The organism is Methylobacterium sp. E-046, assembly GCF_022829625.1.
Taxonomy (GTDB): Bacteria; Pseudomonadota; Alphaproteobacteria; order Rhizobiales; family Beijerinckiaceae; genus Methylobacterium; species Methylobacterium longum.
Map to the genome: position 1 here is coordinate 1 of NZ_JAKSYP010000047.1, position 11,585 is coordinate 11,585.

The 11,585-nt window shown below is 66.0% G+C and carries 20 protein-coding genes; 12 read left to right on the top strand and 8 right to left on the bottom strand.

Annotated elements, in window-relative coordinates; genetic code table 11:
- The coding region (locus tag MKK82_RS02430) for a hypothetical protein (protein ID WP_243984552.1) at positions 1–281 on the bottom strand (281 nt) is incomplete at its 3' end.
- A gap of 88 nt (positions 282–369) precedes the next feature.
- Entirely contained in the window at positions 370–1,425 is a 1,056-nt protein-coding gene (locus MKK82_RS02435; protein WP_243984554.1) for a hypothetical protein, read from the bottom strand.
- A gap of 362 nt (positions 1,426–1,787) precedes the next feature.
- On the opposite strand from MKK82_RS02435, the gene MKK82_RS02440 reads away from it, so the two are divergent.
- From MKK82_RS02440 to MKK82_RS02455, 4 genes are all read left to right on the top strand, one after another.
- Positions 1,788–1,955 carry a transcriptional regulator gene (locus tag MKK82_RS02440; RefSeq protein WP_313902081.1) on the top strand — a complete coding sequence of 56 codons (168 nt, stop codon included), beginning with the start codon at positions 1,788–1,790 and terminating at the stop codon, positions 1,953–1,955.
- Positions 1,956–2,318 (top strand): hypothetical protein, encoded by a 363-nt coding sequence (locus tag MKK82_RS02445; RefSeq protein WP_243984557.1) that lies wholly within the window; start codon positions 1,956–1,958, stop codon positions 2,316–2,318.
- Complete coding sequence (locus MKK82_RS02450; protein WP_243984559.1) at positions 2,305–2,874, top strand: hypothetical protein; 570 nt, start codon at positions 2,305–2,307, stop codon at positions 2,872–2,874. Before MKK82_RS02445 ends, MKK82_RS02450 begins: the two co-directional genes overlap by 14 nt.
- Before the next feature lie 122 nt (positions 2,875–2,996).
- Entirely contained in the window at positions 2,997–3,359 is a 363-nt protein-coding gene (locus MKK82_RS02455; protein ID WP_243984560.1) for a hypothetical protein, read from the top strand.
- Here MKK82_RS02455 and MKK82_RS02460 read toward each other — a convergent pair.
- The 5 genes from MKK82_RS02460 to MKK82_RS02480 form a co-directional block, all read right to left on the bottom strand.
- Entirely contained in the window at positions 3,311–3,541 is a 231-nt protein-coding gene (locus MKK82_RS02460) for a hypothetical protein (protein ID WP_243984562.1), read from the bottom strand. The two genes, MKK82_RS02455 and MKK82_RS02460, sit on opposite strands and share 49 nt — an antisense overlap.
- Positions 3,538–3,765, bottom strand: a complete 228-nt coding sequence (locus MKK82_RS02465; RefSeq protein ID WP_243984563.1) for a hypothetical protein — start codon at positions 3,763–3,765, stop codon at positions 3,538–3,540. The genes MKK82_RS02460 and MKK82_RS02465 overlap by 4 nt, the downstream gene beginning before the upstream one ends.
- Positions 3,758–3,940 carry a hypothetical protein gene (locus MKK82_RS02470; protein ID WP_243984565.1) on the bottom strand — a complete coding sequence of 61 codons (183 nt, stop codon included), beginning with the start codon at positions 3,938–3,940 and terminating at the stop codon, positions 3,758–3,760. The genes MKK82_RS02465 and MKK82_RS02470 overlap by 8 nt, the downstream gene beginning before the upstream one ends.
- The gene (locus MKK82_RS02475) at positions 3,937–4,203 is read right to left on the bottom strand and encodes a hypothetical protein (RefSeq protein ID WP_243984567.1); all 267 of its coding nucleotides are present in this window, start codon (positions 4,201–4,203) and stop codon (positions 3,937–3,939) included. Before MKK82_RS02475 ends, MKK82_RS02470 begins: the two co-directional genes overlap by 4 nt.
- A 124-nt stretch (positions 4,204–4,327) precedes the next feature.
- Entirely contained in the window at positions 4,328–4,801 is a 474-nt protein-coding gene (locus MKK82_RS02480) for a MucR family transcriptional regulator (RefSeq protein ID WP_243984568.1), read from the bottom strand.
- 416 nt (positions 4,802–5,217) lie between these two features.
- Here MKK82_RS02480 and MKK82_RS02485 point away from each other — a divergent pair, with 416 nt between their 5' ends.
- The 8 genes from MKK82_RS02485 to MKK82_RS02520 all read left to right on the top strand — a co-directional run bounded on the left by MKK82_RS02485 (position 5,218) and on the right by MKK82_RS02520 (position 10,016).
- On the top strand, positions 5,218–5,724 hold the full coding sequence (locus MKK82_RS02485) for a MucR family transcriptional regulator (protein ID WP_409566770.1): 507 nt from the start codon (positions 5,218–5,220) through the stop codon (positions 5,722–5,724).
- 252 nt (positions 5,725–5,976) lie between these two features.
- Positions 5,977–6,255, top strand: a complete 279-nt coding sequence (locus tag MKK82_RS02490; RefSeq protein WP_243984570.1) for a hypothetical protein — start codon at positions 5,977–5,979, stop codon at positions 6,253–6,255.
- On the top strand, positions 6,252–7,259 hold the full coding sequence (locus MKK82_RS02495) for a tyrosine-type recombinase/integrase (protein ID WP_243984572.1): 1,008 nt from the start codon (positions 6,252–6,254) through the stop codon (positions 7,257–7,259). Before MKK82_RS02490 ends, MKK82_RS02495 begins: the two co-directional genes overlap by 4 nt.
- Positions 7,259–7,891, top strand: coding sequence for a ParA family protein (locus MKK82_RS02500; RefSeq protein ID WP_243984573.1), 633 nt, complete (start codon positions 7,259–7,261; stop codon positions 7,889–7,891). The genes MKK82_RS02495 and MKK82_RS02500 overlap by 1 nt, the downstream gene beginning before the upstream one ends.
- On the top strand, positions 7,888–8,277 hold the full coding sequence (locus MKK82_RS02505; protein WP_243984575.1) for a hypothetical protein: 390 nt from the start codon (positions 7,888–7,890) through the stop codon (positions 8,275–8,277). The genes MKK82_RS02500 and MKK82_RS02505 overlap by 4 nt, the downstream gene beginning before the upstream one ends.
- 20 nt (positions 8,278–8,297) lie before the next feature.
- Positions 8,298–8,435 carry a hypothetical protein gene (locus tag MKK82_RS02510; protein WP_243984577.1) on the top strand — a complete coding sequence of 46 codons (138 nt, stop codon included), beginning with the start codon at positions 8,298–8,300 and terminating at the stop codon, positions 8,433–8,435.
- 113 nt (positions 8,436–8,548) lie between these two features.
- Positions 8,549–9,109, top strand: coding sequence for a hypothetical protein (locus tag MKK82_RS02515; protein ID WP_243984579.1), 561 nt, complete (start codon positions 8,549–8,551; stop codon positions 9,107–9,109).
- Positions 9,110–9,182: 73 nt separating this feature from the next.
- Positions 9,183–10,016, top strand: a complete 834-nt coding sequence (locus tag MKK82_RS02520) for a hypothetical protein (RefSeq protein WP_243984580.1) — start codon at positions 9,183–9,185, stop codon at positions 10,014–10,016.
- Between the two features lie 4 nt (positions 10,017–10,020).
- Here the strand turns inward: MKK82_RS02520 and MKK82_RS02525 are convergent, their stop codons facing one another.
- Complete coding sequence (locus tag MKK82_RS02525) at positions 10,021–11,193, bottom strand: YihY/virulence factor BrkB family protein (RefSeq protein ID WP_409566771.1); 1,173 nt, start codon at positions 11,191–11,193, stop codon at positions 10,021–10,023.
- Between the last annotated feature and the right edge of the window lie 392 nt (positions 11,194–11,585).

The following is an 11,585-nucleotide window of genomic DNA, read 5'->3' on the forward strand; positions in this document are numbered from 1 at the left end:
GGCGCCTCGGCCTCGCCGTCCCGGTCGCTGCCTCGCATGTAGACGACCTGCGAGTCGGCGGTGTTCTCGGGCGCCGCCAGGGACGGCTCGGCGTCCCCGCCATCCTCCAGGTCCGCATCACCATCCATGTGGTCCAGAACCGCAATGATGCGGTCGGCCGCGTCGAGGGCGGTCTGTGCCGCCTCCTCCAGGCTGGCGCGGAGCGCAGCCCCGGCCAGCGGCGCTAGGATCTCCGGAGCCGCCGGTTTCGGACGCGGGGTGAAGGTGAGCACGTCGCCCATGATGGTATCTCGGGTCGCGATGAAGGGGAGGTCCGGCAGGATCCGGCCGGGACGGTACGCACGGCGACAGAAGGGAAAGGAGCAGCTGTCAGCTCCCGGTGCGTTCGGCCGCAGCGTGGGCCAGCAGCTCGCGGGCGAACGCCTCGATCTCGTCGGAGTCGCCGTTGTCGAGGGTCGTGACCGCCAGCATCGACAGGCGAGTCTCGCGGTCGAAGCTGTTGGCCGGCGCGCGCCGCCGGGCCTCACAGTGGGCAGCGCTCTCCACATCGGTCAGAGCATCTCCGATCCACTGCATCAGCCTGCCGGCGTCGTTGAAGACGGGTGCGCCGGAGGCGTTCGCATCCTCATGGCAGCGGACTCCCCATGCATGGGCGTAGGCCACACCGCCGACGCGATCAGCCAAATCCCGGATCGTCTGCAGGTCGTCCATTGAGACAGACGCGAGGTCGAGCATGCCGACGAGGCTTGGGCCTGCGGGAGCCTGCCGACGTGCCTGAGCCTCGGTGAAGGCCAAGATGTCCCGTGCGAGCCCTTCGCCGAGACCCCCGGGCCAATCCACGCCGATGTCATCGCTGCGCTGGCCCACCCGGGCCTTGAGCTTGAGCCCGGCCAGCGAGGCGGCCGGCAGCGCCGAGATCTGCAACTCGATCTTGTGCAGGGCGGTGCCGGCTTCTCCGGATGCCTCCTCGGCTGCCGCAACGCCCGTCCGCTCGCGCCACTCCTCCTTCTGTCGGAACCACGCTCGCCATTCGGGGCCGGACCCATCCGGTGCGGCGCCCGGCCAGCCGTCTGTGCTGGCGGTTTCACCGATCTCGTTCTCCTCATCGATCCGCTGCTGATAGAGGTCGATAGCGGCCTCCCAGAGTGGGGCCAGCGCCAGCAGGTCAGCGTCGCCCTGATTGCGCAACTCTTGCGTGGCCGGCTCGACACCGCTGCGAACCGCTTCGGTGGCCTCGAAGACGCGATCATGCCGGAAAGCGAGGTCATGCACCGCGTCGGCCCGTAACTCGCGTCGGATCCGAGCCTCCCACGCCGCATGCTGATCGGCCGGAAGGTGGTTGGCCTCGGCCATGCGCCTGCGGCCCATCTCGCTCTGAATTCGACCATGCATCTGCTGGGTGGTGAAGCCCAGCCAGTGCGCCATCGGTCGGCGCACGATCTTGCCGGTGGCGTCGGCGTAGGAGACGAGTGCGGGCGCCGAGCTGGATCAGGGCGCGGGCGCCGAGGAGACCGGCGGGGATCTTGGTGCGGCCGTCGAGGCCGGCGCGGTCGATGCGGGTCCAAGAGACGGTGCGGTGGGACATCGCTTAAGCACCATGTGCTGAGCTGTACATGATGTGCAGGATGCACTTCCGCTTGGGCATTGTCAACAGCCCTGTGCACCATGTACAGTTATGATGCTGAAACCGGAGCCGTGTTGTGGCTGTTCGCCTTACTCCTCGCCTATGTCGGTCCGCCCGCGCGTTGCTCGGCTGGCAGCAGCAGGACCTCGTTGACGCCTCTGGGGTGTCGCGCTCGACGCTCGGCGCCTTCGAGACAAAGGACGAGACCGCCCGCATGGCGACGATGAACAACAAGGCCCTGGTCGAGGCGTTCGAGCGCGCTGGCCTTGAGTTCATCCCCGAGAACGGGGGCGGGGCCGGGCTCAGACTTCGGGAGCGGAAGGGCGTCTGAATGGCTGGCGCCTGGGACAATCTCGGCAGGCTGTTTCGCGATGGTCTGCGTGCCATTGCCCCGCACGGTCCTGGCGGCGTTATCGCGGTCCTGCTGGCCGTTATCGGCGTCGGAGGCCTCGTGCTGCACGCCGATCCGCTCTGGACGTTTATCGTGGTCGCGTTCTGTTTTGGCGCCTACGCTTTTCTCGACGAGCGCGACTATCGGCGTCGGGTGACGGAACGTGAGAGAGAATTTACTAAGACGACGGACACTCAGGTTATTGCGTCGCGCCAACGCTTGACTAAGCGTCTTGAGGCCCGGCGATCTGGGGATGAACCGCTACTGTTCGACGAGACGGGAGGCGACCGTGAGCATCGATAGCGCATCCGTTTTAGCCGCCCTGGCGATCGTCGCTGTGATGGTGTTCAGCCTCACCGCGGCCGCCGAGCGCTCTCGGCGGCATGCCTCACGGGAAAGGCAGCTTCGGCGTGCGACAATCGAACTTGGCGAATTATCTTCGGCCCTAGACGAACTCGACGACGAGGCCACACCGGCGGTGATGCTGGTGTATGCCTTGAGACTCAGCGACGCCTTCACCAACCCGGCTTTCGCAGCCTTTGTCCGGGACCAGCTCGCACAAGCCCCGGGTGCTTTCGACGATAAATTCGATGAGGCCAAGCCGGCCGAGGAAGACTCTGAACTGGCCGACGCGCTGCAGGCTACATTGCGGACTCGGCCTGATCTCGTCGTAGCCTTCGTGCGCGCATTCTCCGCCGCCATCTCAGCGTTCGCCGAACGCTGGCCCGAATGCACTCCCTACGTCGAACCGTTGCGCCGGCAGATCCTCGCTCATCCGGCCGCGGAGGCGCGCCGCGTGGTTACGCTGTCAAACCGACAGGTGGCTGGGGCAGCGCCGGGCCTCGCCGTCGCGGCTTAAAGCTCTCTCTTTGCGGGTACACCACTGCGAGGTGGCCGCAGGGCACCTACGCTTTCGGCCGCATGGTGTCTTGGCGCTGCCTATCGTAGCTCGGCTGTATGTCTGCCGGCTTCACTCCCACCATGCCCTCCGATACCGTCGCTTCCTGGCGCGGTCAGATCGAACGCCTGTCCGAGCACGCCTCGCCCTGCCGGTATCTCGCGCCGGCTAAGTGGGCGGCGATGCGTGCGAGCGCTATGGCCTTCTGCGACCAGCACGGCGCCGAGGCGTATCGGCTCGGCTGGACGGCGCCGCAGCTCTTCGGCGTGCATCCGGACCACGGCACCCTACGCGTTGACTACTGCGGAGCCCTGATGGTTGGCGGTACCCCGGCGCGCGGCGTCGAAGCGAACCGGGTGCTGTTCGAGCAGACGGCGGCCTACCGCGACCGGCAGGGTCAGGAATGGGGCGTGCCGGTTTGGGAGTTCGCGGCCCGGGCCCGCTGACGATCCGCCTCATCCTCGGCCGCGTGCTGCTTCTTCGTAGTGATCACCAGGTCGAGCCAGGCGATGGCCATCTCGTGCGCCTCCATAGTCCGGACGTCCCCCAGGCTCTGGCTGATCTGCCAGCGGTGCCAGGAACGCACGTCGGACAGCGCCTGCAAGTAGCCTCGCTGTTCGTCGGTCATGAGCGCCCGCTGCCCGCAATCGCGTCGGTCAGTGCTCGGGCGATCACCTTCGCCACCTCGACGCCCTCGGCCGGGGACAAGCGGTTGGTCTGGACCCGCTGCTCTCGCTCGCCCGCCACGTAGATGTAGGCCGCGACGCGGTCGCTCGGATCCATGACCTTCACGGACTCCTCCAGGCGTTCGATCCTGAGCGGGAGGTTGAGGCCGGTACGGTGGTCAGACATCACCCTCCTCCATCAGGCCTCGGCTCATGGCGATCCTCACCAGTTCCGCATCGCTGAACAGCAGGTCGCCGATACGCCACCGGTCCATCCCCTCCCCGACCGGCTCGACGGCAATGCCAGCGGCTTTCAGGGCTGCGAGGGCCTCGAGGACCGGATCAGCTTCGTCGGCGCTCATCCCTCGACCGGGAAGCCCATGATCACGGCGGTCATGACCATGGTCCGGCGCAGTCCGGGCGTCGTGGCCTTGTCGGCCAGCAGCTTCTTGGCCTGCGGGTGCATGTCGATGGCCTTGCCCACGTCGATCCGGTGTCCGGACTTGAACGCGAACGGCTTGGCGCCCTCATCCTTCAGGAAGGCGTCCGTGGCCGCCTGGATCTCGTCGTCCGTCACCTCGGACTTGCGGCGCAGGTCGCCGACGTTGGGGATCTCTTTGGCCATGCTGGAGAGCTATGGCAGCACCCCTGCCGTGTCCACGACGCAGCCTGTCCGATGACGCAACAGGCCCTGCCCGACCCAATAGGATCGGACGGCAGGGCCGGATGTCGCATGCGCGCGCTCTTGCTCAGGCAGCCGTCCGACGCCCCTTTGGCTGCTTTGGCTGCCGCTCGGCCATGGCACCGGGCTGGCCTAAACCGATCGCCTTGGCGAGTGCAGAGCGCTGCTCGGCGTAGCTCGATGCAACCATGGGGTAATCGGCAGGCAGACCGTACCGGTCGCGATAGCTCTGGGGATCGTGACCGTTGGCGGTCAGATGACGCTTGAGCGTCTTATAGGCCTTGCCGTCGATGAAGCTGACGATGCCGTCGTCCCGAACTGACTTGCGGATCTGAGCTGCGGTCGGCTTCTCAGCCTCAGGTGCTGCAGCGATCGCACCGAACGCGCTACCAGAAGTCAGCCCGCGAACAGCATTGTGCACGCTATAAATAAGGTTCGGAAGCTCAGAAATAGGCACGGAGTTGTTGGAAACGTAGGCAGCAACGATGTCGCCGGCCAGCTCAGTCAGGTCGAGAGCAGACCCTGAGATTTTTTCTTCCACTGTACCTCTGCCAGGTGCAAGACAGCCCACTAACATGGGGCGCGGCACCAATCTAAGTTACGAATTTTCAGACGCGGTCAAGCCTGTCGCGATCAATATCTCGATCCTGCTCTGACGCTCTTACTTAAGGCTTAGAATGGAACTGGCTGCCGCTTACGGCTTGACCAGATTGCTCACCCGTTACGCATCACCAACTGCGCGCCCAGCCCTATCGGTGGTCGCGGGCGACTCAGACAGGTCTAGGCCGAACATGCCATGATCCCCCCAAGCAACCCCTCAGAGTGCTGATGAAGCTCGGCACCCAAACTATCCTCAATTTTCTCTATTGAACCCCTCAAGCTACCTTTGCCTACGACCACCTATCTTCTAAGAAGCCCCGGGCATTTGACAGGTGTTCCAGCTAGAGGAGGTCTAAATTGACGGAAGATGGTCAAATTCTCGATGAGGGTTCGGACCAGAGCGAGAGCCAACCGGATCTGGTTGCCCTGACGGCAGACATCGTCTCTGCCTATGTCTCGAACAATCGCGTGCCCCCGGCCGAGATGGCAGGGCTGCTTTCCAGTGTGCATGCTGCAGTCGCTGGGTTGGGCAGTCCTTCCGCTGTCGTCGAGCCGAACTCAGCGAAGGCGACGCCTGCCCAGATCCGCAAGTCCATCAAGCCTGATGGGCTGATCTCCTTCATCGATGGTAAATCCTACAAGACGCTGAAGCGCCATCTCACCAAGAATGGGATGACCATTGAGGATTACCGGGAGCGCTATGGTCTGCCACGCGACTACCCATCGGTGGCTGCAAGCTACTCCGAGTCACGCTCGGCGCTCGCCAAAAGCCTCGGTCTCGGCCAGCAGCATCGGAAGCCTGCGGAACCCGCGGAGAAGCCTTCTAAAGTTCGTAAGCCGAAGGGTGCTACTGCAGCTGAATGAGACTGAGATCGGCACAACAGGACTGATTGCGCTCAGGAATGCTGGCCGGACGGCCATACCACCACGGCTCGCCCGGCTCGCGCACAACCCCGACCGCGTCCGCGGCTGGTACGCCTGAGATAGGCTAGCCAGAGCCGAAGCGCCACGTCTTCACATGACCACGTTACAACGTGGTAACGCGATCCCGTTGCCAGTTTCCGCGTGGTGGTCTAAAGTCCGATAAGAAGGCATTATCGGACATCAGAACGGGCCATGGCATCGACACCGCCCCGCCTCCGCTTCTCGCATGGCGGACAGGACTTCATCGTCAAATCTCGCGCGACCTTGGACGGCGTTGAGGTGCGAGGCTTTTGGCACTCCCGCGCGACGGCCCGGACGCGCTTCTTCATCGCCGTACCGATGGAGATGATCCAGGACGCGGACCGGCAGGGACTGACCGATCCTGTCGGCCAAGCGCTGTTGATCGTGAGGGACGAAATTATTGCAGCGATCGACAATGGCGAGTCGCTAGCGGACGGGGCACAACCATGAGCACCGCCCTCACCAGCCCGGTACCAACCGGCCTACAGACGTTCGCCGACCGGGCGCGGGGGTATGCCGACCAGTCTCGCGCCGCAAACACGCGCCGAGCCTACGCCTCTGACGTACGGGCGTTTGCCGGCTGGTGCGAGGCACGGGGCGAAGCGTCGATACCGGCGAGTCCGGCCGCGGTCCTGGCCTACCTCATCGACCACGCGACCACGTTGAAAGTTGCCACGTTACAACGTCGTCTCGCTGCGATCCGTGAGCAGCACGCGGCGGCGGGTCTCCCGCTCGACACGGCTTCGGCGGCGTTCCGCGACACGTGGCGGGGCATCAAGCGTGCGCACGGCCAGCCGGCAGTGAAGAAGCGGCCCCTAATGACGGTGGACCTCCGGCGCGCGGTTGCCACCCTGCCTGACACTCTCGCCGGCAAGCGCGATCGGGCGCTGATCCTCGTGGGCTTCGCCGCAGCGCTTCGGCGCTCCGAGCTGTCGGGGCTTGAGGTTTCGCGCAGGGATGGCAGCGCCTGGGTCGAGGAGCGGCCTGACGGTCTGGTGATCCACCTTGCCCGCAGTAAGACCGATCAATCGGGCGAGGGCGCCGAGATAGGCGTGCCTTATGGGTCGAACATGGAGACGTGCCCGGTGCGCAGCTATCGAGCCTGGATCAAGGCGGCTCGTCTGAAGGATGGCCCGGCGTTCCGGCCGATCGACAGGCACGGGCGCCTCGGCAGGGAGGCGGTCACGGATCGCGCCGTGGCCCGGATCGTACAGCGCACGGTCGAGGCGGCAGCCCGGGCGGAAGGCCATGCGCCGGAGGAGGCGCGGAGGCTCGCGGCAGCCTATGCCGGACACTCGCTGCGCTCTGGGCTCGCCACGTCCGCAGCCGCCAACGATGCGCCGGGCCATGCCATTCAGCGGCAGCTCCGGCATAAGCGGTTCGACACGACGAGCGGCTACATCCGATCCGGGCAGCTCTTCAAGCAGAACCCGGCAGGCATGGCGGGCCTGTGATGCGCGTCCTGGCTCTCACAACCCAAAAGGGCGGCAGCGGGAAATCCACCCTGGCCGCGTCGCTCGCAGTAGCTGCCATGCAGGACGGGGAGACGGTCGCCGCTCTCGACACCGACCCGCAGGCGTCGCTTGCCGGCTGGGGGAAGCGGCGTGAGGCGAATGGCCTGGACGTGCAGCGGATTGAGCCGTCGGCATTCGCTGGCACACTCGGCCGGATCCGGGCCGCGGGGGCGGTCTCGCTCGTGATTGTGGACACGCCCGGTCGGTTCGGTCCCGACGTGGCGCTCGTGCTCCGCGAGGCGACCCTGTGCCTCCTGCCGGTGAAACCGTCGATCCTCGATGTCGAGGCTGCACGGCCGACGGTCGAGCAGTTGCGGCTGCTCGGTAGGCAGTTCGCCTTCGTGCTCAACCAGTGCAACGCCACAACCCAAGCGCGCACGCTCGATGCGGCGACAGCCTTGGTCAGCACCGGGGCACTGGCACCCTCGATGGTGGCGACGCGCTCGGACTTCCTCGACTCGATGACGACGGGGCAGGGCGTCACGGAACTAGCGCCCAAGGGCAAGGCGGCCGTTGAGGTCCGGCTTCTCTGGCAGTGGGTCAAGGCGCAGCTCGGAGGCGCGAAGGCATGAGCAAGAAACCCCGCCCGTCCATCAACGACCAGCTCGCTAGGATCGCCGCAGGGGCACCAACTGCAGAACCTCCGCGTGATACCGTGACAGCGTCTCCACGTGACGACGTGACCACGTTACAACGTGATGACGTGGCAACGTCTCCACGGGTTAACGTGGCGAGCGAGCGGCCGGCAGATGAGCCGACAGGGCCGGAGGGGTACAAGCGGCGCGTCCGGTACGAGAAGCCTCACGCCTCGATCTACGCGCATCCCAAGGTGTTCAAGGCACTGCGGGAGATCGCAGCGGCGACGGACTGCAAGCCGCACGATCTCTACATTGAGGGGCTGCGGCTCGTCCTGCGCCAGCACGGGCGGGACTTCGACGCCCTTAACCGGGGTGAGTAGCCACGTGACGACGTGGCAGCGTGACGACGTTGCGGCTGAGCGGGGCCGATCTCGCCCGCATCATGGATCAGAGCGGGCACCGGGATCCGCGGACCGTCGTCGGCTACATCCGCCGCGCGAATGCCTTCAAGGGGCACAGCGGCTCCGGGTTTCTGTAGGAGGGAAAGGCATGACACGACAGCGAGCGCGGGCCGGTGACACCCTTCTCGGGGTAGCTCGGTGCCGAGTAGAGGAGCGGGGTGGCCCGTCAGGCTTCGCGGATCGGCAGGAAGTGACCGTTCGGACGCCGGTCGACGCTCCGGTACGGGCCGTCGGCGGCGAACTGGTGCCGGCCGAAGACTTCGCGACCAAAACCCTGCCGGCCATCCTCGACACGCTGGTGAACCCCGATGCCGTGGCGGCCGATGCCAGCCGGGACCGGCTCGACCTCGCCAAGAACGCCGGGGCGCTGGAGCTGGCGCTCGACACGGCGGACACGATCCAGGCCGGCGATGCCTTGGAGCGGATGCTGGCCCATCAAATGGCGACTACGCACACCCTGGCGATGAAGGCCGCCGCGATCGTGAACCAGCAGCTTGATCTGGCGGACCGCACGATGGGCTCGGCCAAGCAAGAAGCCTGCATTGAGGCGGCTCGGATGGCAGGCACTGTCGCCCGAATGAATGGCTCTTTCCAGGCCGGTATGCTGACCCTGCAGCGGATGCGCTCCGGCGGTCGGCAGACCGTGATCGTCCAGCACAACCACGTCGGCGAGGGCGGTCAGGCTGTGATCGGCGGACAGCAACAGGTGGGGGGAGGGGGTCCGGCCCGTCGCAAGAGGGACCGGGGGTAATGTCGGATCTCGACAAAGCACCCCATGAACCCGATTGGCGGGGCGCTCTAATCAAAGCCCGTGAAGCGGCACGATGCGGGGCGAGGACCCGCTCGATCTCGCCACCGTCATGTCCTACGAAACCGGCGGGACCATGTCGCCGTCGCAGTATGGCGGCGCAGGTGGGCGGCATGTCGGACTGATCCAGTTCGGACCGCGCGAGGCCGACAAGTACGGCGCTTCCCCGGATCAGAGCTTCCAAGAGCAGTTGCCGGGGGTGGAACGCTATCTCACCGCTCGCGGCTTTCAGCCCGGCATGAGCCGGCTCGATCTCTACTCCACGATCAACGCTGGCCGACCCGGCTTGTACGGCGCCTCTGATGCGGGCAACGGCGGCGCTCCGGGCAACGTGGCCGACAAGGTTGCGAGCATGGCCCCGCATGAGGCTAAGGCGGCGGCCTTCCTCGGCGGCAACTTCACCCCGCAGATGCCGACCGGCGGCCAGCCTCGATCCATGACCCCCGGCATTGCCGCACCCGGCGGGGCCTCCATGGGTTCAATGGCACAGCGAGGCGCCTTCGGGTTGAGCGGCATCGTGGGGCAAGGCTCGGCCGTGCCGGGGCAGGCGTCCCCAACTCCTGACGCCGCGTCCCTGTCGAGCCAGCCCTTCACAACCATGCCGGCGCCGGGCGGGTTCTCCTCGGATCCCGCCGCGCAGCCCGCCCAGCCCAGCAACCAGTACGCCCAGATCGGCAACGCGCTGAAGGCTGCGGCTGCTGCTCAGAAGCAGGGCCAGGGACAGAAGGGCGGCGGGATGATGGGGGCGCCCGAGGTGGGCGGCCGACCGATCTCCTTGCAGCAGGCCCGCGCCATGTTCGACCCGGGCAAGTTCTATGGGATGCTGCGAGTCGCTGGTGTAGGACGGTAGACCCTTATTCTGCCGCCGCACCGACGTTGTCGGCCATCTTCGCCCCCCGCGTGCCGAGAGGCTGAGCTTCGCCCACCGTGGTGTCCTCGGCGGTCTGATGCTCCGTCTCAGCGTTCAGCTGCGCACCCAGCAGCACGATCGTCGTCGAGATCCAGATCCAGGTCATGAACCCGATCGCCGCGCCGAGCGACCCGTAGGTCTTGTTGTAGCTGCCGAAGTTGGCGACGTACCACGAGAACAGCAGCGAGCCGCCGAGCCAGAGCATCGCCGCTACGGCGCTACCGCCTGTGACCCAGTGCCAACGCGGCGCGTCCCGGCTCGGGCCGTAGCGATATAGCACCGCCAAACCGCCGAGCACGGCGAGCAGAAGCACGGGCCAGCGCAGCAGGGCTAACCACCAGGCGTCCTTGCCGATGCCGACGAACTCGAACACCACCGGCAGCACCACGACCGCGACGAGCGCCAGGATCAGGAACAGCAGCGCGCCCGCCGTGAAGGCGAGCGACACGAGGTTGAGCACGACGAAGTTGCGTTTCTCGCGCTCGTTGTAGACGAGGTTGAGCGCGTCGAAGATGTGCTTCATCCCGCCGTTGGCGCTCCACACCGACAGGGCGATGCTCACGATCAAGCTCAGCCCCAGGGTAGCGTTGCCCTTCTCGTCGAGGTTCTTGACCTGGTCGCCGACGATCTCCAGCGCCCCCTGAGGTAGGATGCCCTGCAGGCTGGCGAGCTGGTCGTTGATGGTCGAGGCATCGGCCACGAGCCCGTAGACGGACACCAGGGCGGCGATCGCGGGGAAGATCGCCAGCAGCGCGAAGAAGGTCACGCCAGCCGACACCAGCATGATCCGGTTCTCGCCGACGTCCCGGTAGGTGCGCAGCGCGATATCCTTCCAGCCCTTGGCAGGGATCTCGGTCGGACGTGTAGCTTGCCGTCCACGATCGGCCTGCGTGCGGGCTACCTTATGCGCCTCGCTGCCACTGTGAGAGGGGGAGGTCTGGCGCGCCGCTCCGTCCCGATCATCCGACCCCTTCTTAGCGGTAGGTCTCGGGCGTGCTGTGCGCCGTGGCAGGGCTACGATGCCGAGAAGCGCAGTGGTCAGGGCCAAGGTCCAGGCGAGGGAGTGCCCCTTCTCAGCATCGTCTGGCTTCGCGCGATCTGGAGGTGTGGAGGTCATCATGGACTCTCGCGCGCATCAAGCTGCGCTGTAGCATCACGCGTAATAACCGGGAGCCGCCTTGAACGTTGCAGCGAGCTGGTCGTGCTGCGCGGGCATAGGCTCATGAGGGCGAGCAGCTGGGCGGCTGTCGAGTTAGCCGGTCCGCACCCCCGGGTGCACAGGTGTGCACAGAACATCTTCGAGCGTTTCCGAGCAGAAGCGAACCCCCGAGAGCGTCGGCGCTGCTTCGGCCTGCTGCGCGGTGTTTCGATCGGCTTCGGCTTGGCGATGACGTGGAGGCGGCAGAAAGACGGCTGCGTCTAACCGAGGGACAGCAGGACACAGCAAGACCCAGCAAAAAACGGCACCGCTGCGGTAAGAAGAACGGTAGCGGGAGGAATATCACACCT

Bases quoted from the DNA above. Each gene is read 5' to 3' on its own strand.
- MKK82_RS02495 (WP_243984572.1), top strand. From the start codon at position 6,252: ATGAGCACCGCCCTCACCAGCCCGGTACCAACCGGCCTACAGACGTTC.
- MKK82_RS02490 (WP_243984570.1), top strand. From the start codon at position 5,977: ATGGCATCGACACCGCCCCGCCTCCGCTTCTCGCATGGCGGACAGGAC.
- MKK82_RS02460 (WP_243984562.1), bottom strand. From the start codon at position 3,541: ATGACCGACGAACAGCGAGGCTACTTGCAGGCGCTGTCCGACGTGCGT.
- MKK82_RS02475 (WP_243984567.1), bottom strand. From the start codon at position 4,203: ATGGCCAAAGAGATCCCCAACGTCGGCGACCTGCGCCGCAAGTCCGAG.
- MKK82_RS02470 (WP_243984565.1), bottom strand. From the start codon at position 3,940: ATGAGCGCCGACGAAGCTGATCCGGTCCTCGAGGCCCTCGCAGCCCTG.
- MKK82_RS02520 (WP_243984580.1), top strand. From the start codon at position 9,183: ATGCGGGGCGAGGACCCGCTCGATCTCGCCACCGTCATGTCCTACGAA.
- MKK82_RS02505 (WP_243984575.1), top strand. From the start codon at position 7,888: ATGAGCAAGAAACCCCGCCCGTCCATCAACGACCAGCTCGCTAGGATC.
- MKK82_RS02435 (WP_243984554.1), bottom strand. From the start codon at position 1,425: ATGGCGCACTGGCTGGGCTTCACCACCCAGCAGATGCATGGTCGAATT.
- MKK82_RS02455 (WP_243984560.1), top strand. From the start codon at position 2,997: ATGCCCTCCGATACCGTCGCTTCCTGGCGCGGTCAGATCGAACGCCTG.
- MKK82_RS02525 (WP_409566771.1), bottom strand. From the start codon at position 11,193: ATGACCTCCACACCTCCAGATCGCGCGAAGCCAGACGATGCTGAGAAG.
- MKK82_RS02445 (WP_243984557.1), top strand. From the start codon at position 1,956: ATGGCTGGCGCCTGGGACAATCTCGGCAGGCTGTTTCGCGATGGTCTG.
- MKK82_RS02465 (WP_243984563.1), bottom strand. From the start codon at position 3,765: ATGTCTGACCACCGTACCGGCCTCAACCTCCCGCTCAGGATCGAACGC.
- MKK82_RS02500 (WP_243984573.1), top strand. From the start codon at position 7,259: ATGCGCGTCCTGGCTCTCACAACCCAAAAGGGCGGCAGCGGGAAATCC.